Origin of the sequence: Proteus penneri (assembly GCF_022369495.1) — a bacterium.
In the GTDB taxonomy this organism is placed as follows: Bacteria; Pseudomonadota; Gammaproteobacteria; order Enterobacterales; family Enterobacteriaceae; genus Proteus; species Proteus penneri.
In genome coordinates this window covers 2,552,442-2,575,284 of sequence record NZ_CP059690.1, presented here as the reverse complement: position 1 = coordinate 2,575,284, position 22,843 = coordinate 2,552,442, and the positions used below count along the sequence as shown (strand labels likewise).

Annotated in this window: 20 protein-coding genes; 16 read left to right on the top strand and 4 right to left on the bottom strand. The window is 34.5% G+C overall.

Annotated elements, in window-relative coordinates:
• The first annotated feature begins 2 nt into the window (after positions 1-2).
• The 8 genes from ispF to H1225_RS11660 all read left to right on the top strand — a co-directional run bounded on the left by ispF (position 3) and on the right by H1225_RS11660 (position 8,408).
• Complete coding sequence (gene ispF, locus H1225_RS11695; RefSeq protein ID WP_006534077.1) at positions 3-488, top strand: 2-C-methyl-D-erythritol 2,4-cyclodiphosphate synthase; 486 nt, start codon at positions 3-5, stop codon at positions 486-488.
• Positions 485-1,537, top strand: a complete 1,053-nt coding sequence (gene truD, locus H1225_RS11690) for a tRNA pseudouridine(13) synthase TruD (protein ID WP_109848385.1) — start codon at positions 485-487, stop codon at positions 1,535-1,537. The genes ispF and truD overlap by 4 nt, the downstream gene beginning before the upstream one ends.
• Entirely contained in the window at positions 1,515-2,279 is a 765-nt protein-coding gene (surE, locus tag H1225_RS11685; protein ID WP_072065141.1) for a 5'/3'-nucleotidase SurE, read from the top strand. Before truD ends, surE begins: the two co-directional genes overlap by 23 nt.
• Entirely contained in the window at positions 2,273-2,899 is a 627-nt protein-coding gene (locus tag H1225_RS11680) for a protein-L-isoaspartate(D-aspartate) O-methyltransferase (protein ID WP_006534074.1), read from the top strand. The genes surE and H1225_RS11680 overlap by 7 nt, the downstream gene beginning before the upstream one ends.
• A 153-nt stretch (positions 2,900-3,052) precedes the next feature.
• Positions 3,053-4,171, top strand: a complete 1,119-nt coding sequence (nlpD, locus tag H1225_RS11675; protein ID WP_109848383.1) for a murein hydrolase activator NlpD — start codon at positions 3,053-3,055, stop codon at positions 4,169-4,171.
• A 678-nt stretch (positions 4,172-4,849) separates the two neighbouring features.
• Positions 4,850-5,833: an RNA polymerase sigma factor RpoS gene (rpoS, locus tag H1225_RS11670; RefSeq protein ID WP_006534072.1), complete on the top strand. Its 984-nt coding sequence runs from the start codon at positions 4,850-4,852 to the stop codon at positions 5,831-5,833.
• A gap of 164 nt (positions 5,834-5,997) precedes the next feature.
• Complete coding sequence (locus H1225_RS11665; RefSeq protein ID WP_109848382.1) at positions 5,998-7,257, top strand: hypothetical protein; 1,260 nt, start codon at positions 5,998-6,000, stop codon at positions 7,255-7,257.
• On the top strand, positions 7,254-8,408 hold the full coding sequence (locus H1225_RS11660) for a hypothetical protein (RefSeq protein WP_109848381.1): 1,155 nt from the start codon (positions 7,254-7,256) through the stop codon (positions 8,406-8,408). Before H1225_RS11665 ends, H1225_RS11660 begins: the two co-directional genes overlap by 4 nt.
• A gap of 80 nt (positions 8,409-8,488) precedes the next feature.
• On the opposite strand, the gene mutS is transcribed toward H1225_RS11660, so the two are convergent.
• The 3 genes from mutS to H1225_RS11645 form a co-directional block, all read right to left on the bottom strand.
• Complete coding sequence (gene mutS / locus H1225_RS11655; protein ID WP_161729964.1) at positions 8,489-11,053, bottom strand: DNA mismatch repair protein MutS; 2,565 nt, start codon at positions 11,051-11,053, stop codon at positions 8,489-8,491.
• Between the two features lie 545 nt (positions 11,054-11,598).
• Entirely contained in the window at positions 11,599-12,528 is a 930-nt protein-coding gene (locus H1225_RS11650; protein WP_109848360.1) for a Dyp-type peroxidase, read from the bottom strand.
• A 144-nt stretch (positions 12,529-12,672) separates the two neighbouring features.
• The gene (locus tag H1225_RS11645; protein WP_167426092.1) at positions 12,673-13,497 is read right to left on the bottom strand and encodes a VanW family protein; all 825 of its coding nucleotides are present in this window, start codon (positions 13,495-13,497) and stop codon (positions 12,673-12,675) included.
• Positions 13,498-14,332: 835 nt separating this feature from the next.
• On the opposite strand from H1225_RS11645, the gene H1225_RS11640 reads away from it, so the two are divergent.
• The 8 genes from H1225_RS11640 to H1225_RS11605 all read left to right on the top strand — a co-directional run bounded on the left by H1225_RS11640 (position 14,333) and on the right by H1225_RS11605 (position 20,866).
• On the top strand, positions 14,333-14,863 hold the full coding sequence (locus tag H1225_RS11640) for a fimbrial protein (RefSeq protein ID WP_006534062.1): 531 nt from the start codon (positions 14,333-14,335) through the stop codon (positions 14,861-14,863).
• Between the two features lie 68 nt (positions 14,864-14,931).
• The gene (locus tag H1225_RS11635; protein WP_115065586.1) at positions 14,932-15,600 is read left to right on the top strand and encodes a fimbrial biogenesis chaperone; all 669 of its coding nucleotides are present in this window, start codon (positions 14,932-14,934) and stop codon (positions 15,598-15,600) included.
• A gap of 24 nt (positions 15,601-15,624) precedes the next feature.
• Positions 15,625-18,135 (top strand): fimbria/pilus outer membrane usher protein, encoded by a 2,511-nt coding sequence (locus tag H1225_RS11630; protein WP_115065585.1) that lies wholly within the window; start codon positions 15,625-15,627, stop codon positions 18,133-18,135.
• 86 nt (positions 18,136-18,221) lie between these two features.
• Positions 18,222-18,737: a fimbrial protein gene (locus tag H1225_RS11625; protein WP_109848356.1), complete on the top strand. Its 516-nt coding sequence runs from the start codon at positions 18,222-18,224 to the stop codon at positions 18,735-18,737.
• A 12-nt stretch (positions 18,738-18,749) separates the two neighbouring features.
• Positions 18,750-19,241, top strand: coding sequence for a fimbrial protein (locus H1225_RS11620; protein WP_161748385.1), 492 nt, complete (start codon positions 18,750-18,752; stop codon positions 19,239-19,241).
• 25 nt (positions 19,242-19,266) lie between these two features.
• On the top strand, positions 19,267-19,560 hold the full coding sequence (locus H1225_RS11615; protein WP_082147392.1) for a helix-turn-helix domain-containing protein: 294 nt from the start codon (positions 19,267-19,269) through the stop codon (positions 19,558-19,560).
• Positions 19,541-20,533: a fimbrial protein gene (locus H1225_RS11610; protein ID WP_161727561.1), complete on the top strand. Its 993-nt coding sequence runs from the start codon at positions 19,541-19,543 to the stop codon at positions 20,531-20,533. The genes H1225_RS11615 and H1225_RS11610 overlap by 20 nt, the downstream gene beginning before the upstream one ends.
• Positions 20,534-20,632: 99 nt before the next feature.
• Complete coding sequence (locus H1225_RS11605) at positions 20,633-20,866, top strand: helix-turn-helix domain-containing protein (RefSeq protein ID WP_229096523.1); 234 nt, start codon at positions 20,633-20,635, stop codon at positions 20,864-20,866.
• A gap of 96 nt (positions 20,867-20,962) precedes the next feature.
• Here H1225_RS11605 and H1225_RS11600 read toward each other — a convergent pair whose 3' ends face one another.
• Positions 20,963-22,435 (bottom strand): anion permease, encoded by a 1,473-nt coding sequence (locus H1225_RS11600; protein WP_239739133.1) that lies wholly within the window; start codon positions 22,433-22,435, stop codon positions 20,963-20,965.
• Positions 22,436-22,843: the final 408 nt, after the last annotated feature.

Below are 22,843 nucleotides of genomic sequence, written 5' to 3'. Positions count from 1 at the left end.
AAATGAGAATTGGACACGGTTACGATGTACATAAATTTGGCGGTGAAGGCCCTATTATTATTGGTGGCGTTAGAATTCCTTATGAACAAGGACTGATAGCTCACTCTGACGGCGATGTTGTATTACATGCGGTTACAGATGCAATTCTAGGCGCTGTTGCTATGGGTGATATAGGTACATTGTTTCCAGATACTGATCCAGCATACAAAGGCGCAGATAGTCGTGTACTCCTTCGTGAAGCGTTCTCACGTGTAAGAGCAAAAGGTTACCGAATTGGTAATTTAGATGTCACGATTATTGCTCAGGCACCCAAAATGCTACCTCATACACCACAAATGCGCGTCAATATTGCAGAAGATCTTCATTGTCATATTGATGATATCAATGTGAAAGCGACCACAACAGAAAAGCTTGGATTTGTTGGTAGAAAAGAAGGCATTGCTTGTGAAGCGGTTGTTTTATTAATGAAAGAGTCATTATCTGAATGAGTGATTTACCTGAACTCTACTGGTTACATGGAAAACCACAAGCAACAGGCTTATTAAAGTCAATTCCTGAAGATTTTATTGTCTGTGAAGATCTTGGTTTCACGCTTGATGGTGAAGGCGAGCATGTCATGGTAAAAATCAGAAAAACAGGTTGTAACACGGCTTTTGTTGCTGAAAAACTGGCAAAATTTGTGGGTATTCACCCTAGAGATGCAAGCTATGCTGGACTAAAAGACAGAAATGCTGTCACCGAACAATGGTTTTGTCTGCGTATGCCGGGTAAAGAGATGCCCGATTTTAGTCAGTTTGTTTTAGACGGTTGTGAAATTCTAGAAACAACTCGTCAACAACGTAAACTACGCATAGGAACGCTAAAAGGTAATCACTTTACATTGGTGTTACGAGAAATTTCTGATCGCAATTTTGTTGATGCTCGATTAGCGCAAATAAAAGCGAAAGGTATTCCTAACTACTTTGGTGCTCAACGATTTGGGCGTAATGGTGAAAACTTACGCCAAGCGATGCGTTGGGCAACCGATGAAATTCGTGTTAAAGAGCGTGGTAAACGCAGTTTTTATCTTTCAGCAGCACGCAGTGCGATGTTTAATCATATCGTCAGCAAAAGATTAGAATGTGATTTATATTCAAAAGTGATACTCGGTGATGCAATGCAACTTCATGGAAGAGGTAGCTGGTTTGTTGTTGATGAGGCTGAACTGGCTCAAACACAAACTCGTTATGAAGAGCATGATGTTCATATTACGGCTCCTTTACCAGGTAAAGGTGATTTAGGTACACAATCACAAGCATTGGATTTTGAGACTAAAAATCTGGCAGAATATGAAGCCTTCTGGTCGTTAGCTAGACAAGAACGAGTTGATAACACAAGACGCGCCATCAATGTATTACCAGAAAATATGTCATGGAATTGGTTAGACGACACCACTGTTACTCTGTCATTCTTTTTACCCGCAGGGAGCTTTGCAACTAGCGTTGTACGTGAATTAATTTTATTAGGGAATGATGATGCTGAAAATATTGGTGAGTAATGACGATGGTGTGATGGCGAAGGGGATACAGACCCTCGCTAAAGCATTGCGCCAGCGTTATGATGTACAAGTTGTTGCGCCCGATCGCAATCGTAGTGCTGCATCTAATTCTTTAACAATTGACAGACCTCTACGTAAGCAAGAACTTGAGAATGGGGATATTGCGATTGTTGAAGGGACACCAACAGATTGTGTTTATCTTGGGGTAAACCATTTAGTACGTCCTCGTCCTGATATTGTGGTTTCTGGTATTAATCATGGCCCTAATTTGGGCGATGATGTTATTTATTCAGGTACTGTTGCTGCGGCAACAGAAGGGCGTTTTTTAGGCTTACCTGCCATTGCTGTTTCACTTGATGGTGAAACGCATTTTGAGACTGCCGCTCAAGTGACTTGTGACGTTTTGGCAATGTTACAACAAGTACCTTTAAGAGCAGGAAATATTCTCAATATTAACGTACCTGATATTCCTCTTAATGAAGTAAAAGGTTTTCGTATTACGCGTTGTGGTAGTCGTCATGCTTCACAACATGTTTATACACATACCGATCCTAGAGGAAATAGTCTTTATTGGATTGGGCCTCCAGGTGAAAAAAATGATGTAGGTCCTGATACAGATTTTGCTGCTGTTGACGAAGGTTATGTTTCGATAACTCCATTACATGTCGATTTAACAGCCTATAACGCACTCGATTTATTACAAAATTGGTTAAATAAAGCAGAGGTCAAAAAAACATGTTAAGTCGGTCAATGAAAGACTTACTGACAATGTTAAAACAGCATGGCATCAAGGATGAGAGCTTGCTGGAAGCAATGAGTAAAGTACCAAGAGAGCTTTTTATTGATGAAGCACTTTCTCATAAGGCTTATGAAAATACGGCTTTGCCTATTGGCAATGGGCAAACTATTTCACAGCCTTATATTGTTGCTAAAATGACAGCACTATTGGAATTACAAAGCACCGATTCTGTATTAGAAATTGGTACAGGCTCGGGATATCAAACGGCAGTATTAGCAAATTTAGTCCATCATGTTAGTTCCGTTGAGCGTATAAAGATATTGCAATGGCAAGCTAAACGACGTTTTAAACATCTTGATTTACATAATATCTCAACACGTCATGGTGATGGATGGGAAGGGTGGTCATCAAAAGCCCCTTTTAATGCCATAATAGTGACTGCATGTGCAACAGAAGTACCTCAACAGTTATTGATGCAGTTAGCCGATGGTGGCAGGATGATAATACCTGTTGGTGAACAACAACAAATACTGAAGTTTATCCGTCGTTTAGGTAATGATTTTCACTATCAATCTATAGAAACTGTTAGATTTGTTCCTTTAATCGCAGGTGAGTTAGCATAACTTCCAGATAAATCTGACCGTTTTTTATTACTGCTTTTTAATAGCTTGTCGTAATCTGCACTAATAAATGAAACATTTTCAAAAAATTGCAGTCTTTTTGTTTAACTCGACAAATTGCTAGACGCTAATGCCTTTTTAAAGGGAGAAGGAAGTATGAATTCAGAAAGCCCAATTAAGCATGTCCGCTGGGCAATCATGTGTTCGGTAATTGGATTTGCATTAACAGGCTGTGCAGATACACCTTATCGTCCTGCACCCATTACCTCTGTAAATGATAGCTCTTCAAATAACACGGTTTCAACCGCGCCTGTGATGACTAACAGTAATGCGACACCGATTGAAAGAACGACACCTTTACAATCGTCACCTCCTCCTTCAATTAAGGTGAATAGTGCTTCATCTAATGGAGGCACATATCAGCCTCAAAATCAGCCTCGCCCACAAACATCAGTAGCGACTCAAAATGTGAGCACTGATGGTTCTGGTCGCATTGTGTATAACCGTAACTATGACAGTATTCCGAAAGGAAACTACAATGGTAACACGTACACAGTAAAACGCGGTGATACCATGTTCTATATCGCTTGGATAACAGATAGTGATGTAAAAGAACTAGCATCAATGAATAACATCCCAGAGCCTTATAGCTTAAACGTAGGGCAGGTGTTGAATATCGGTAACCGTCAGGTCAACACGGGCACTAATACTAATGTCAACACATCAGTTATTAATCAATCAAGTAGTGCGGGTGTTCAAACGGCACACACCAAACCAACAAACAATGGTGCTATGGGACCATTGATTACTAAACCAACAACAACACAACCAAAGGCAACAACTCCGCCACCAACAACAAATACGAATACTACAACTTCGGCAACGCCGGCACCAACTGCGTCTACTGGTAAGTGGATTTGGCCTGCTCAAGGTAAGATCATCGAAAGCTACTCAAGTGCTCCTGGTGGCAATAAAGGCATCGATATCGGTGGTACAAAAGGCTCACCAATTGTTGCAACAGCTGCGGGTAAAGTGGTTTATGCGGGTAGTGCATTACGTGGTTATGGCAATCTCGTTATTATTAAACATAATGACGAATACCTCAGTGCATATGCACATAACGACACTATTTTGGTGCGTGAACAACAGAATGTGAATGCGGGTCAGCAAATTGCCACAATGGGTAGCTCTGGAACCAGTTCTGTCCGATTACACTTTGAGATACGCTATAAAGAAAAATCACTTAACCCAATGAGTTATTTACCTAAGAAATAGATAAGTGTTTTTTTACATGTATAGCGAATAATCCTAAAGTTAAGCCCTCTTCTTTACAAAAAGAAGAGGGCTTTTTTTATCTGTAATTAATTAATATATTGAAAAAAAATAAATTTAATCTAAGTACAACTGCTTATTTGAAGGTTATTAAAAATGAGAGGTCAATATAAAATCATAGATAACGTAAAATTAGACAGTTGATTATCAACCAATGAATGCGTATGCTAAAAATTGTTATATAAAAAATGAATAAAGACTTACTGTTATTAAAAGATGGACTATAGAATAACCCTTTGTTTAGGTGGTGTTTTTTTATTCGATTATCTTTTTAATAATGGTATGTAATATTAATTATTAGATATTATCATGGGTTTTTGTTTGTTTTTTTTAGATGTAAATAGTCACAAATAGTACATCAAATAGAGTACTTTCACGTATAGATAAATATACGTGGAATATAATAAAAAAAAACTGTTAATAACCTACACTCAATAGTTAAGTTATATATTGAGTAAAGAAAGAATAAATTAACAGTAAAATAGATTATGTTATCTTTTATTTTGTAATTCGTTACAAGGGAAAATCAGTAAACCCGTTGTGTCGTGACACAGCGATAAACTGGTAAATAGACTTTAGTGATGAGTCGTTTACCTAAATTATCAAGGGTAGGAGCAGCTGATGAGCCAAAGTACGCTAAGAGTAGACGAGTTATATACAGATGAAATTGAAGAGAACATGGAAGAGTTCGATGAAGTTGCTGCAAAAGAGGAAGAAAGTGAGTCTGATGCTCAAGATGAAATTGAACTTATTGAAGGAGTCAACCAGCGTGCGCTCGATGCAACTCAGCTTTATTTAGGAGAAATTGGTTATTCTCCGTTGCTGACTGCTGAAGAAGAAGTTTTCTTTGCTCGTAGAGCGTTGCGAGGTGATATTCCTTCAAGACAACGAATGATAGAAAGTAACCTACGTTTAGTTGTTAAGATCTCTCGTCGTTATACAAACCGAGGTCTTGCCCTGCTTGATTTAATTGAAGAAGGGAACTTAGGACTTATTCGTGCTGTTGAAAAATTCGACCCTGAAAAGGGTTTCCGTTTTTCAACTTATGCGACATGGTGGATACGTCAAACTATTGAACGTGCCATTATGAACCAAACTCGTACTATCCGTCTTCCCATTCATATCGTTAAAGAGCTGAATGTTTATTTAAGAACGGCAAGAGAGTTGGCACATAAACTCGATCATGAACCGAGTGTTGAAGAAATCGCAGAATCACTTGATAAACCCGTTGAAGATGTGAGTAAGATGCTACGTTTAAACGAGCGCATTACTTCTGTTGATACTCCAATTGGTGGTGATTCAGATAAAGCATTACTCGATATTATCTCTGACGAAAATGAAGAAGGGCCGGAAGCAACAATTCAAAATAATAACCTCAAGGAAAATATTATAAAGTGGTTATTTGAATTGAATCCAAAACAGCGTGAAGTATTGGCACGTCGTTTTGGATTATTAGGCTATGAAGCAGAAACTTTAGAAGATGTTGGTAGAGAGATTGGTCTGACAAGAGAAAGAGTTCGTCAAATTCAAGTTGAAGGGCTACGTCGCTTAAAAGACATTCTACAAAGTCAGGGGTTATGTATTGAAGCTCTTTTCAAAGCATAACTAGCCTTTATTTCTATCTACAGCTTCCGATCTACTGTTATTACCAAAGCCGATTAGTAAGTTGCTAATCGGCTTTTCTTTATCTTGTATTATGTCATTTAACAAGATAAAACAAGCGCGTGGTGTTGCATCTTGTTAATTGGGTAAAAAAGATAAAGGAAGATATGAAAGATTATTTTTTAAACGTCAAATTAGAGAGTTGCCATTTTGACCAAAATAAAACCTCACCGAAAGGAATGGTGAGATTAATAGCATCAGGCAAAGTGTTTTATCTTAATGAAGATGATTTCACTCACTCTCATGATTTTCTGAAGCGTTTAAAACAAGGTGATGAGCTTAAAATTTGTGCCGAATTATTGAAAGATGGCAGTTTATGGGTGCAATGGATTTATCATAATAGCAAAGGAAGGCTTGAGCCAGAAAGAACCTTTAAACTTACCACTAAACAGAAAAAATGGTTATTGCTTGCATTTATTCTGACGTTTGTTGGCAGTTATTGGAGTTATTTTTCGATTCTTCATCTTGACGTGAATTTTTTTATCGTTGTTTCTACGGTTATTGCATTTGGTGCAATGATGATGGGTATTAGTTATATCGGAGAAAAGGCTTATCGTTACTTTCAGCGTATCAGGCCTAAACATAGAAAGAGAATAAAGGCGTTAGATAAAGTCATTGCTAAACAAGATATTATTGCTCCAGATGGTGAACAACTGATTATTCCCGAAATAAAAACAATACCACTGTTAAAGCATATAACACGTAAAACTCCAACCTTTCATATCAAACAAAGTAAAGTACAGCGAGTACGAGGGAAAATAAAACTTCATCATGTTGATAGAATTAAAATACACACCCGTAATGCAGAGAGTGTGGTGATGCAAATATCTTGTCAGATTGATAAACATCCTTTTATATTTAGTTATAAAGAACGTTTATTTTATTCTGATCATAATTTATTTTTGACTGATGGTGATGATATTGAATTGTTCTTTTGGCAAGCAGAAGATAAGAACTCTGGGCCTGTTGTCTTAGGGGTTTATAATCATACAGATAATGGCGCTTATTCAATTTCAGGACAAATGTATATTGGGCATCAACGTACTAAGCGATTATCGTTGTTAATTACAGGCTTGATCAGTGCCTTTATTTTTTCTATTTTTGCCATTTTATCTATTTCGGATGTTTACGATAATGGTAATTATTGGGATAAATGGGATTGGTTCTTTATTGGTGATACCTTTTTAGGAATGGGGATTATCTTCAGCTTAATTATCACTGGATTTGCTTTTTTAATTGCCTTATTTTCAAATCTTTATATTTTGTTATCAAAAAAAGGTAATAGTAGTTATCAAACCTATTTTTTGCTTCAACAGCAATGTATTGAAAATAACAAAGCGGTTTATATTACGGAGTTAAGTCAATGAATCCTTTTTTCCGTAAGCCTTTTATTATTATCACTAGCTTATTTATTTTAAGCTTAGTACTTTTTTATGGTGTACTTTTTCATGGTTTTGCCTCTAAGTGGCAATGGAAAAATGAAAACGCCTCGGCGTTATCGTCATACCCCTATTCTCGTTATGATTGGCGTAAAACCTTTAATTCATCAAATGGTATCCTAATTAAAACTGAATCTGATAGTGGGCGATATGATGTAGATATTTATGGTCGACTTTATCGCCAAGATAATCAGAGAAAATATACGCTGTACTATTCTGATAAAGAAGGCGTACGATTTGTATTACAAGGGCAAGGTAGCTTTTACAATGCTTATTGTGCTTTTGATAAATGTGTTTTATTTACAGAGCAGGGACGTCAACATATAGATTTAGCAGAGTTTACAGTAGCAGATTTAATTCCTTGGCAAGAGACTAATGATGGTTATTATCGTTTCCCTTTAGCATTAATTGGCGGAAAATTACTCTTTTCACAAACTACATCACAATTAATTTTAGTTGATAATAAGACGATACTGACAAGTTTAGATGAAGGTGAAAGTTGGGAATACTCAGTTAATACAGAAGATCTGGTAAAGCAGTATTACGCTGAAGATTTCGGTGAATTTACACAATTTCACTATGCTCTTTCAGGGGATTCTCTTATTATTTTTTATAATCATCATTACACAACAAACACGTTAGAAATTACGTTAAATTTAGTGAATAAAGAAGTAACAAAAACACGCTGGCTTCCATTGCGTGTTAAAGAGGTTGCTCAAAATGATAAAGGTGAGATTTATTTAATTGCTCAACAAGCATCTCGTGATCTCTATTCTGTTGTTCAACGTCAAGCTGATGGAAATTTAGAAACTTTCTATGAAAGTGGTTATAAATATTTGAGTGATTTGATAATAAGTAATGATGATTTAATTTTAAATAAAGGTCATAACGATGATAAAGTTACGCTAGTTTTTGCATTAAAAACAAAAAAGTATACTTCTTATGAGAAAATTAATGACGACATGATGTTTAATCCAGCTTTATCTTCATTTATTCGTTTATTTGACAATTACAGCGATGAAGACACTTTACTGTTATTGGGTGAACGACTGAAATATAGCCATGCTTTAATTAAGTAGAGTTATATTTATCTTTGATTGAACTGTTATTAAAATGGCGCTGAGAAAATAAACATAGCGCCATTTTTCATATTTATGTCTTATTTGACCATCTCTTTTAAACGATAGAGTTGTTCTAACGCTTGTCGTGGTGTTAAGGCATCAGGATCAATTTTATCTAACGCTAATTCAATAGCAGAGGGTTCAGCTTCTGTTAATAACATCAGTTGTGAAGTTTCAACATGACCAGCGCCAGTGTGACCTGATAGCAATTCAAGCTCCTTTAACTTCTGTTTAGCACGGCGGATCACCTCTTTTGGGACACCCGCTAACGATGCCACAGCTAAACCATAGCTTTTACTTGCTGCACCTTCTTGAACACTGTGCATAAAGGCAATGGTGTCACCATGTTCAACAGCATCCAAATGAATGTTTGCAGTACCTTCAAGTTTTTCAGGCAGTGTGGTTAATTCAAAATAGTGGGTTGCAAAGAGTGTCATTGCTTTAATGCGATTTGCTAAGTTTTCAGCGCAAGCCCAAGCTAGAGATAATCCGTCATAAGTTGATGTACCTCGACCAATTTCATCCATTAAGACTAAGCTGTTTTCCGTCGCATTATGCAAAATATTGGCTGTTTCGGTCATTTCCACCATAAAGGTAGAACGACCAGAAGCAAGATCATCAGAAGCTCCCACACGGGTAAATATACGGTCAACAGGGCCAATTAATGCCTTTTCTGCGGGAACAAAGCTACCAATATAAGCAAGTAAAGTAATTAATGCTGCTTGGCGCATATAAGTACTTTTCCCGCCCATATTAGGGCCAGTAATGATTAATAAACGGCGTTGAGGTGCCAATTGTAATGGGTTAGAAATAAAGGGTTCGCTAAGAACTTGTTCAACAACAGGGTGACGTCCCCCTATAATTTGAATACCTGTTTTTTCACTTAATTCTGGGCGTGTGTAATTTAATGATTCTGCACGCTCAGCAAGGTTCGCGAGCACATCTGTTTCTGCTAAAGCTTCAGCACTAATTTGTAAGGCCGTAAGGTGAGGTAATAGCTTTTCAAAAATCTCTTCATAGAGCATTTTTTCGATAGCTAATGCCTTACCTTTAGAAGTTAATACTTTATCTTCATACTCTTTTAATTCAGGAATGATGTAACGTTCAGCATTTTTCAATGTTTGACGACGAACATAGTGCATAGGCACTAAATTACTTTGCCCACGACTGACTTGAATGTAATAGCCATGTACACCATTAAAGCCAACCTTAAGTGTATCAATACCCCATTTTTCTCGTTCACGAATTTCAAGTTTATCAAGGTAATCACTTGCGCCATCGGCTAATGCTCGCCATTCATCTAATTCAGCATTATAGCCTGAGGCAATAACGCCACCATCACGGACTAATACAGGTGGTGTTTCAACAATGGCATTTTCAAGTAATTCACATAATTCATCAAACTGACTAATACGCTTTTGTAATTCTTTAATATAAGGCATATCAGTTTGTTCAAGTACTTGATGGATATCGTAATACTGCTGAAAAGCATGACGCATACGAGAAAGATCACGAGGGCGTGCTGAACGTAATGCTAAACGCGCTAATACACGTTCTAAATCACCGATTTGGCGTAAAAAAGGCTGTAACTCAAAATAGAGAGGTTGTAATGCACTAATTGCATCTTGTCGTTTAACGAGTTGTTCACGTTGGCGTAATGGTGTGTGTATCCAACGTTTTAGCATACGGCTTCCCATTGGGGTAACGCAAAGGTCAAGTACAGATGCCAGCGTGTTATCAGTACCTCCAGCAAGATTTTGTGTTAATTCTAGATTACGACGAGTTGCCGCATCTAAAATAATTGAATCTTGAGGGCGTTCCATAGTGATGTTACGAATATGAGGCAATGCAGTGCGTTGTGTATCTTTCACATATTGTAATAAGCATCCAGCAGCGCAGAGTGCTAAATATGCATTCTCAACACCAAAGCCCGTTAAATCACGAGTACCAAATTGCAGATTCAGTTGTTGCCTTGCAGTTTCTAGTTCAAATTCCCAAATAGGGCGGCGACGCAAGCCTTGCTGGCGCTCAATCAGTGCCATTGATTCAAAAGTTTCTGGGTAGAGTAATTCAGCGGGATGGGTGCGTTGTAATTCAGCAAGCATACTTTCACTATCGGGCATTTCCGTAACACGAAAACGTCCTGATGTGATATCTAATGTTGCATAGCCAAATGCGCCATTTTTATCTTGCCAAATAGCGGCTAAAAGATTGTCTTGGCGTTCTTCAAGTAAGGCCTCATCAGTGACAGTACCCGGTGTAACAATACGAATAACTTTGCGTTCAACTGGGCCTTTACTGGTTGCAGGGTCGCCTATTTGTTCACAAATAGCCACGGATTCCCCTAATTGAACTAATTTAGCGAGATAGTTTTCAACAGCATGATGTGGAACCCCTGCCATGGGGATCGGTTGGCCTGCGGACTGGCCCCGTTTAGTTAATGAAATATCTAATAAGCGAGAGGCTTTTTTAGCATCATCAAAAAACAGTTCATAAAAGTCACCCATACGATAGAACAGTAAAATTTCAGGATGCTCTGCTTTAATTTTCAGATACTGCTGCATCATTGGTGTGTGGGAGTCTAAATGTTGAATGTCAGTCATGTTGTTGTCTGTCTTAACGTATTGAATTTTGGGTATTTGTGAAAATTTATTGTTACACTGAATGTCGTTTTATTTCACAAGCATTGTTCGATCATATCACAAGGTTTCGGTCTGTTGTTTTAATGATACAAATATCTTTTTAGACCAAAAGAGAAATAATTTTATTCACTATAATATCGTTGATTAACCGTTAATGACAATCTGCACTTTTTCTGAAAATTTTTTAGCTTTAATTTATTACATATTGATTTAAATAATATTTTATTACACTAATGGAAATGATCATATGGACATTATGGCAATCTGTTATTTTAAGCAGATAGTATATTGAGTGAGTGTCTTACTACAATTTAGAATTAGAAAATACTGACATGCACTAAGATGAAGACGATTATTACCATTGGAACCTGAATGATGTCAGTAAAACTATTTTGCTCAGTCAGAGAAGTTAACACTTGAGATGAATGATAATGAGCAAAAATGGCAGCAGTGATCGATCAAAGTAGATATATAAGTAGCAAGCCTATATATCTACTTTTAATAAATTACGCTATATCATCTAGAAATTCAGGCGATGGAACAAAGAATAATGTACCTGTTATAGGGGTACTGAATTTCAGTAATTTATCCGTATGACCTTCAGGTGTGCCTGCAAACATATTTTCTAACATTCGATTAGTTGTTGAAAAATAACGTGCATAACCAATAAAGTAAGTGCCATATTCATTTTTTGATGGATTAGAAAAAGGCATGTTGGCTCTGACTATTTTTAAATCATTGCCGTTCTCATCTTGAATATTGGTTACAACATTATGTGAACCAGGTTCTTTTTCTTCATCGGTTAACTCCACATCATTGAATTTGTGTCTACCAATGACTTTTTCTTGTTCGATAAGAGGCTGTTTTTCCCATGCTTCCATATCGTGAATATATTTTTGTACAAAGGCGTAACTACCACCTGTAAATTCAGGATCTTCATCGCCAATAACGGCATAAGAAGCTCGCTCATCTTCATACTCTGGGTTTTCAGTTCCATCGACAAAACCAATAATAGAACGTCCGTCAAAATATCTAAATCCATGAACTTCATCAACGGGCACAACAATATTTTTTAGCTTTTGGCTGATAATAGATGCTAATTCGTAACAAGCCGAAACTTTGAGAGCCCGAATATGGAAAAAAAGATCGCCCGGAGTAGAAACTGCAGTATAAGTGTTACCTTTAATTTCTTTAAAAGTATTTAGCTCTTTAGGCTTTGGCTGGTTGGGAAATAACGTAGTCCATGCATTTGCACCGAACCCCATTACACAACTTGTTTCCAATTCAGGAAAACGAGTTCTCATACTACGTATTAGGCCAGAAAAATTATTACAAAAATCGATTAGAATATCGCGGTTTTCAGGTGAGTAGTTGAGGTTAAAAACTAAAAAATAAGCATTCTCACAAGGTGATTTAGTAACATCTTGGTATTTCATAGAGATCCCTAAATGACTAACAATAGATGAATAGTAATTAAGTCATATATACAAAATATTGTTTTCGTTTTACACCAAAACCCTCTTTATTACAAAGAGAGGGTGAGATTTTTATCTCTATTTTTAGTATGTTAATGTGATGTATCAATTTAATTGTTCATCTGAAATATCATATTTTACAACTACACTATTTTCATAAAGTAATTCTGATGTAATTAATTGAGGAAAAGCGCCTACATTGTTTTTAGTGTAAATATCTCGCCAAATTTCATTACAACGATATACATGCTCTCCCTTTTTGATAAAAGAGGATGACTTTTCATAAATATGATAACGATATTTTCTTTCTTCACTACAAAGGAGTTCACCTTCTAATTGATGTTCAGCGACATGTAATCTAATTTGGTAATTATAAGGTGTTGGATTATATAAGATTAAATCTACGTAGTTATAAAAAATAGCGGCTCCTGAGCCAAAAGGAAGTACTCTACCTTCATCAGGAAAGGGATCAAAACTATGATTTGCCTTTTCAATCACTTTTAATTCAGAGTGTAGTGCTAACCAATGTATTAAATTACTGGCCTGACAAATTCCACCACCTACGCCTTTTCTTGCTTCACCATATGAGAGTTGCATACCATCAATAAAACCTCGTTTATAGCTAGGTTTACCGACTAAATAACAAAAAGAGAAATACTCTCCAGGTTTTATTACGATACCATCTAACGCTTTTTCAACTAATTTAAGATTCGTTATCTTATTGTATTGTAATTGAATATCACTTTCGCCACGGCGACTAATTAATTTAGATGTGTGTTTTAGGTAACGATATGAAAGTCGTTGTTCTGGTTGAACATTTTTGCTGTATTTTCGACCTGAAAATCGCCAACTAAGGGAACGAAATAAACGACGTTGTGCCACTCTCAAGGTATAAAGAATAGGGTGATAAGACGAGAATGTTCTACGCATAAAATCCTTTTAAACAATAGGGAATAGAAAGAGGTAAACGTGAGTATGATAACGATTTAATGATAATATTGATATGCTGATATCTTTAAAATAATAGGGATAAGAATTTGATCAATAAATTTATTTATTGATTTTAATTCTGAAAAAGCACCAAAATTAGAAACTTATAACATTGGCTCTTATCAGCCAGATAAGAATGTCGCAGATTAAGATTTAATAAGAAGTAATTTTTAAATTAATCTTAATATTCTATAAAGATATCTAAAAAACTCCGATACTAAATCAGAGCAAGGGAAACTTTGCTCTTTTTTTGTATATAACAATGAAAAATAAAATCATATATTTCATATGCAATATTTTCTATCCATTTTATGTTTATTTTTTCAACTAATAATTTAATTGAAATTTCATAAAAAACACATGCTAGCTCTTTAAAGTGATGAATTGATATAAGAGAGTAAAAATAGAGATTGATGATTTATTTGGTTTACACAATATGAGTTATAAAATAAGATAAAAAATCTATTTATTATTAAAAATAGTATTTAAATTTTATTTTTACTTAACAATGTTGTGTCTAAATATGAATAATACAATTAATTAAAAATAAGTTTTAATTATTAACTAATAAAGTGTTTAACTAGGTTTAAATCCTGTTTTATTTTTTCTTTTCGTATATTGTACCGCTATAACCAAAACTTGTTTATTTTAAAAAATAATATAATAATACTCATATATTGAGTTAATTGCTGATTTTCAATTGGTAAATAAATTAATCAATATATTAAAATAATATTAATAAATATATTAATAATGACTCTTTGGAGAAAAATAAATGAAGAAAAATTTACTTGCAATATTCATTGCTAGTGGTTCTATTTTTGCAGTTAATAACGCTTTAGCTGAAGATGGTACTATTGATTTTACCGGTGAAATTATAGATAACGCTTGTGAACTCGCATCGGGTTCTGATGCGTTAAAAGTGAATTTAGGTAAAGTATCTAAAACTGCATTACCAACTACTGGTAGTACGGCTTCGGCAACACAATTCACAATTAAGCTAATTAATTGCCCTGCAACAGCAAGTAGTGCAGCAGTAAAATTTGATGCAGATAATTATTCTGGTGATAATACTGTTATTGCTCTGAAAAATGAAGCTAACGTAGCAAAAGGTGTTGGTATTCAAATTACAGATGATACAAATAAGGTTATTCCGTTATTTACTGAATCAAAAAAATACCCATTAAAAACAGGAGCCAATGTTGTTAATAATTTGGACTTCCGTGCGCGTTATATTGCTAAATCTGATACCGTAACCGCCGGTCTTGCAAATGGTAATGCAACATTTACTATCAATTATAATTAAGATTATTAATTAAAAAATAAAAAGGTTTAAAGGGATTTGAACCTTTTTAATCAATTAATGGTGGGGATATGAAGGCTATTATTTATTCTTTTATTTCTTTGTTTATTTTTTTAAATACCGCAAATGCGGGGGTTGTTATTGGTGGTACTCGTGTTATTTATGATGAAGGAAAAAAAGACGTCAGTATTAGTGTCGAAAATCCAGACAATATTCCCTATTTAATTCAGTCTTGGATAGATGATATTAATGAAAAAAAACAATCAAATTTTACTATAACTCCTCCATTATTCAGATTAAATGGCAGTAATACTAATACATTAAGAATATTTCTAACTGAAAATAATTTACCTAGCGATAGAGAATCTCTTTTTTGGTTAAATATAAAAACAATTCCTGCAACAGAGAGAACAGAGAATTCTTTGCAAATTGCATTTAAAACGCAGATGAAATTAATTTTTAGACCTAAAGAATTAAAGAATGTTAATTTTATTGAAGAACAGAAAAAGTTAGAGTGGTCAAAAGTAGGAAATAAAATAAATGTAAAAAACCCAACACCTTACTTTTTCAATTTTCAGATAATTAAGTTTAATAATAAGGCTGTTGATGATGTTTCTTATGTTGCTCCTTACTCAATAAAATCATTTGATATTAATAGTGAGGAGCTACATGGCACTATTAATTGGGAAGTTATTAATGATTATGGTGCAGTTACTGATTTATCAGAGATCAAAATATAATCTTCTATAAACTTAGGTTTTAATATGAAAATGAATAAAATATGTATTAGCCTAATTTTATATTTAGGCTATACAGCTTCGCTGTATGCGGAAGGGTCTAATTTAGATAATCTTTACTTTGATCCTGATTTTTTAGAATTACCTAATAAAAGCTCAATTGATTTATCTCAGTTTGAAAATAATGAGCAGTTACCCGGTAATTATTATGTTGATATTTATGTTAATACTAATTTAATTGGTACTGAAAATATAAAATTTGAGAAAATAGATAATGGCAAGTTAATCCCCTGCTTATCAATATCCGATCTCACTAAATTTGGTATTAAAACAAGTGAATACAAGGGGTTAGAAGAAAAAGGAAATAACTGTGTTAATTTGTCAGCGATCCCTAATGCAACAAGTGAATTTAAATTTAATTCTCAACGCTTGTATTTAAGTATTCCTCAAATAGCGATGAATAAAAACCCTAGAGGATTTGTTGATTTAAATAATATAGATAATGGTATTACTGCACTGTTATTAAATTACAGTTATAGCGGTTCAAAAAATTATGATCGTAAGAGTAATGGCTCAAATACAACATCAAACTATATTAATTTAAGACCTGGAATCAATATAGGCCCTTGGCGTTTGAGAAATTATACAACTTGGTCTAATAGTGATGATAAATCTAGTAAATGGGACACTGTTTATACGTATTTATCGCGTAGCATCAATCAACTTAAAAGCCAATTAGTTTTAGGGGATGGAGTCTCACCTTCTTCTGTTTTTGACAGTGTTCCTTTTAGAGGTATTCAACTCGGTACTGATGATGATATGTATCCTGAAAGTGTTCGTGGGTATGCGCCTGTAGTACGTGGTATTGCGCGTAGTAATGCTCAGATTACGATTAGACAAAATGGTTATACCATTTATCAAACAGAAGTGGCAGCAGGCCCTTTTGAAATTAATGATCTTTATCCAACAGGAAGTAGCGGTGATTTGTATGTCACAATCAAAGAATCAAATGGAAGTGAACAACACCAAATAATACCCTTTGCTTCTTTACCCGTTTTACAACGTGAAGGTTATGTTTCTTATAGTATTACAGGAGGGGAATATCGTGCTTATGATAAAGAAATTGAAAAACAGAAATTTGGTCAATTGACATTAATTTATGGTTTGCCTTATGGAGCAACGGCTTATGGTGGAAGCCAACTTAGCAACAATTACCAAGCGTATTCTATTGGTGTAGGACAAAACTTAGGTGCATTAGGTGCAATTTCAATAGATGTTACTCAAGCAAACTCAAAATTAAATAATGGTGATACATCGCGTGGGCAGTCTTATCGTTTCAGATATAACAAAAATCTAAATACGATTGGAACGAATATAGCCCTAGCAGGCTACCGTTATTCAACTGACGGATATTATAGTTTGGCGGAGGTTTTTGACGAATATCGAAATGGTATCAGTGCACCCGAAATAGAACGCCGTCGTAATCGAGCGGAAATTACGATTAATCAGAATTTGGGAGAGCAATACGGTTCTCTTTCTATCGGATATGTCAGAGAAAACTACTGGAATAGTGATAGAAAAACGCAGTCAGCCACTGTGGGATATAACAACAGCTGGCAGGGTATTAGTTACGGTTTAAATTATACCTATAATAAAAATACAAATAATTATTCTTATAGATCGAGCAGTTACTCTAAAAGTAGTGATGACCACCAATTAGCGCTATCGGTAAGTGTACCTTTTAGTGTTTTTGATGATACGTTTTATTATAACTTCAACACTAATAGCAGTAGTCAAAGTCCAAGTACAGGAAGTGTGGGGCTTTCTGCATCTCAATTAAATAATCGATTAAATTGGAGTCTACAACAAGCATTTACAAACCAAGATCAAGGATCTTCGGGAAATTTAAATGCATCGTATAAGGGTAAGTACGGTGAAATGACGGGAGGGAGTGGATATAGTAAAGATAATTATAATTTATATTATGGTGTTAATGGTAGTTTAGTCGCGCATTCTGGCGGTGTTGTTTTAGGTCAACAGCTTGGTGAAACCTCGGCGATTGTGAACATTCCTGAAGCTTCTGATGTTGCTGTTTTAAATCAGGCTGGGGTAGAAACTAACAGTTATGGTTATGCTTTAGTGCCTTATATTACACCATACCGTAAAAATACGATTGATATTGATACTTCAGCATTACCAGAAAATACGGAATTGGCGTTAACGACCCAGACTGTTTCTCCTAGTCGTGGTGCATTAGTAAAAGCAAATTTTTCTGCAAATGTTGGTTATCGTGCATTAATTGCATTGACGTTGGAAAATGGTGAATTAGTTCCTTTTGGAGCACAAGTTATTTTTAAAGATAACCCACAATTAAATAACATCGTAGGTAATGATGGTGAAGTTTATTTATCTGGGTTAAGTGAAAAAGGACAATTTATTGTTAAATATAATAATAAACAATGTAGTGCAAATTATAACTTATTAGGCGTCTCTCATTATTTAGGACTTTATAAAACTACCGTAGTTTGTCATAAATAAATGATATAAATATTTTATTAATTAATTGCATTATTACAGCTAATTTAAATATAGCTGTCGATATCTGCTACGCGTAGGAAATGAAAATGAAAAATATAATCAATAAGTTATTTTTGATAAATGTTCTAATAATAAGCTCAACATCGTGGGCTTCAGACAGCGTTAACTTAAATTTTACAGGCAATATTAGAGTTGCTACATGTAACATTTCTAATGGAGATAACGTTAATGTTGATTTAAAAAATATACCGGCTGCTAATTTTGAACAGGCAAATTCTGGCTCTAATTGGAATGATTTTTATATTACTTTTACAGATTGCTCTACAGCGATTAATCAAATTAGTGTTACTTTTTCAGGTATTTCTGATGCGGCTGATATAAATAGTTTATATAAAAATCAAGGAACTGCTAAAAATATTGCAGTGCAATTAGAAAATGGGCCCGGTTCAATAAAGCTTGGAAACAAAAAATCATTGGTTGTTACATTAAATGGACGAAACGATGTCAGATTATGGTTACGAACCCGCGCTTTTAGTCCGTCAGGAAAAGGAATGCCAGGAACAATCTCAGCGAAAGTAACTGCAAATATCGTCTATTTATAGAAGAGAAATAATATGAAAACCACGATCTTTTTATTTTTGTTTTTTTCATCTATGGCCATGGCTAGCTCAGTTAATATCAATATTTATGGAAAAGTAACTATATCTCCTTGTGTGATCGAGAATAAGAACTATTTAATCGACTTTAAAAAAGTAAATATTAGAGATTTAAAAAATAATCAGAACACAGATTGGATCAATTTTTCAATAAAACTAAAAAATTGTCCAATAAGCACACAAAAAGCGACGCTAACGATAGCGGGAACAGCAGATCCTAATAATGGAAATTATTTTATTAATAATGGAACTGCAAAAAATATTGCACTAAATTTAGTTGAAAATAGAAATAAAACCATAATAAAGAATGATAGTAAATTAGAGGCGATAATTAATAGTCAAACAAAAATAGCAGAATATCCATTAGCGGCAAGGTTAATTAAAACCGGTGATGGAATAAGTACGGGAACATTTAAAAGTCATCTTGAGTTTACATTAATTTATAATTAAAAACTACTTAACCTAGGAGTGGAAAGTGATTAATCGCTATCCAGTATCAAAAGCAATAGGTAGAAAAATTACTTATTATAGAAAAATGAAGGGGATTTCATTAGACGAATTGGCTGCACTAATTGGAGTTAGCCAACAACAACAATCAAGATATGAAAGAGGAGTTAATAGAATTAATCTGGATAGACTTAATCAATATGCAGAAATATTTAATATTCATATAAAAGATTTTTTTATTTTGGATGAAAAAGATGATTATGAAATTAAAACTATCCTGTTAAAAAAGAGTGAGGCTAAAAATGGAAAATATAATAATTAAGCCATTATTATTAGGTGGAATATTAATTTACTCTACTTATTCTACAGCGGCATGTATACAAAATCCAAATTACAATAATGTGATAGTTGATGTACCAAATCGTGTTTTTAATATTCAACATGATGATTTGACAACAAGAACACTTGCTACAATTACACTTAATTATAGGCCGGCTAATATAACTTCATTTAAAGGAAACAGTGGTGAGTGCGGAAGAAATGCTTTTATTAAAGGTGATTTTATTAATGGATGGATACCTAATTCTAATCGGATAGCAGCAACTAATATTCCAGGAATTGGAATAAAAGTAAAAATGAATAATATGGGTTATATCAATCTTAAATATACTGGCGCTAACCAGCCTAGCAATGCAATTATAGAGAAATTTCAGATTATTAACCCTGCTTGGACGGTGGAAATAATAAAAACAGGCAGGGTAACTCAATCGGCCGTATTAAAGGGCGGAAATTTAGCACGAATGATACAACATAATACTTTACCTGCTAATCACCAATGGATTTTATCAACATTAAGAATTCCAGTTGGTGCAATAAAAGTAAATTCTTTAAAATGCACAACAAAATCAGATAACTATAATATAAGTTTAGGAACTTGGTACGATACACAATTTAAAAATATTGGAGATGTGAGTCAAAATGTTAATGTTCCTATTACGTTGAGTTGTGCCGCTGGAACAAATATTAAAGCAACGGTGACAAGTAGTGCAGGATATATTGATGCAAATACAGGAAAATTAAATTTATCGGGTTCTAACCGTGCAACAGGTATTGGCATCCAAATAGTTAATAGTAATAACAATCCAATTAAATTAAATACAAAGCTTAATTTACAAAATAATGTTCCTTCTGGTGATTATATTTTTAACTGGAAGGCGCGTTATATTAAGACCGGCAATAAAATAACTGCAGGTACAGCAAATTCAGTCGCAACAGTCAATATTTTATATGAATAATATATTGTATTTTATTTGTTTATGAGGACGTTTGCTATGAACAAGAAAATATCAAAATTAGTTGGAAAAAAGATCCGAAGTCTGAGAGAGATGTATTGCATGACTGGGGATGAACTCGGTGCATTACTTGGTATTAGTCAACAACATCAATCACGTTATGAAAATGGGGAAACGAACATTCACGCTGAAACGCTCTATTGTTTATCTTATTTTTTTGATGTTGAACCTGAATACTTTTTAAGTGATTTGCTTATTGAAGATAATAAGCTTGAGAAAGATAAAATCGATAGTAAAAAGAATCGCTACATGGCTGAAGTGCTATTTATACAATGAAGCTTTTTTAAAATAATGCCTAAGATGTGACTCATCATTTGAATAATGGTGTGATCACGAATACTTAGGCATTAATATATTTTGGGAAATTTATTCCTACCAATACCCCAATACTTTCCACCATACGCTGCCAAGCGTGATCCAGATGATAAGATTAACTACACTCATTACAAAGCCTGTTTTCCACCATTCACCTAATGTGGCATAACCTGAACCAAAAATAATGGGCGCCGTACCTGTACCATAATGTGTTAATGACATCATTAATGAAGATGAGAATGCCAAAATCAGCCCTAATAACATTGGTGGTGCACCAAGGGCTAAACCTGCAGCATAAAAGGCGGCAAACATTGCCGTAATATGCGCGGTGGTACTGGCAAAGAAATAGTGAGAATAAACGTAAATTAGTACCAGTAATATCATGCCACTGACCCAACTTATTCCCATACTATCAATACTTGCCCCAACACTGAGTGACAACCATTTAATTAATCCTAATTTTCCTAAGAAGGATGCCATCATAACTAATGCAGAGAACCAAACTACGGTATCCCATGCACCTTTATTTTTTAAAATATCATCCCAGTTTAAAACGCCTGTACATAATAAAATCGACAAACCAATAAATGCTGCTGTTGTTGCATTAATGCTAAATCCATCACCAAATAATAATGCTGGGACACCAGCCCACATAATTAATAATAAGGCGAAGACGGCAAGGGTTATTTTTTCAGGTAATGAAATAGGCCCTAATTGCGCTAAACGCTCTTTAGCAAAATGAGGAGCATTCGGGGTACTGGTTATTTCAGGTTTATAAAGAAGATAGATAACAATTGGCATTAATATTAATGAAACAATAGCGGGCACAAACGCAGCAATTGCCCACATAGACCAACTAAGCTCATGTGTAGGATCAGTTTCACTGATAATTAAACTCACAATAAGTGGGTTAGGGGCTGTTGCCGTAATAAACATGGCAGAAGTAATTGGATTTATATTGTAGTTCACTAAAGAGAGGTAACGACCTATTTTACCACTTGTACCATCTTCTACTTTAGAGTGAAAACTGTCTGAAATTGAACGCATAATTGGGTGAATAATACCACCACCCCGTGCAGTATTACTTGGCGTTACTGGTGCTAATATTGTTTCGGCAATGGCTAATGAATAGGCTATTCCAATCGTTTTTTTGCCAAATAGTGAAATAAAATAATAACCAATTCTGGCACCAAGCCCAGTTTTATTTAGGCTCATAGAGACCATAATGGAAATACCAATTAACCAGATAAGATCATTGGAAAAACCACTTAATGCATCACCGATAGCAGCTTTAGTTGAATTTGGATTAGTAACACCTGTAACAGCCACTAATGCAATAGCAATAATAGAAACAGCACCGATAGGAAGTGCTTTACCGATAATAGCAGCGATAGTACCGACAAAGAGTGCTAATAAATGCCAAGCATTGGGGTCAACACCTTGTGGTACGGGGATAAGAAACCAGATAATGAGGGTAATAGAAACGGCGATTAATGTAGAGATGGGACGTAATGGAGTTAATTTATTCATCAGGTTATTCCATTAAGTTGCAGGTTAAATAAATAATCAGAAGTAAAAAGTAAAGTTAATAAGTATTTTATTAAAGATAATCTTATTAACATATTATTAAATATTCATTGACTGGTGTCATAAAAACAAAATTATTTATTAACTTAATTTTAAAATAAGCAGGTTTATGTAACTTAATGTTATTAAAATATAGGGTGATTATAATGTTATTAACAATGGATGAATAATCGGAAATAATATTTTCTACTATTTTTTGACGTAATATCGGCACCTGAAACAATTCAGCAAAATATTGAAAATAACCTAATAGGTGATACACAATGAATGGTCTCTACTATTTTTGAAAGTCATTGGGTTGCTGATTTATTGTTTTACATAATATTTTTCAACGCTATTTTACCAAAATAA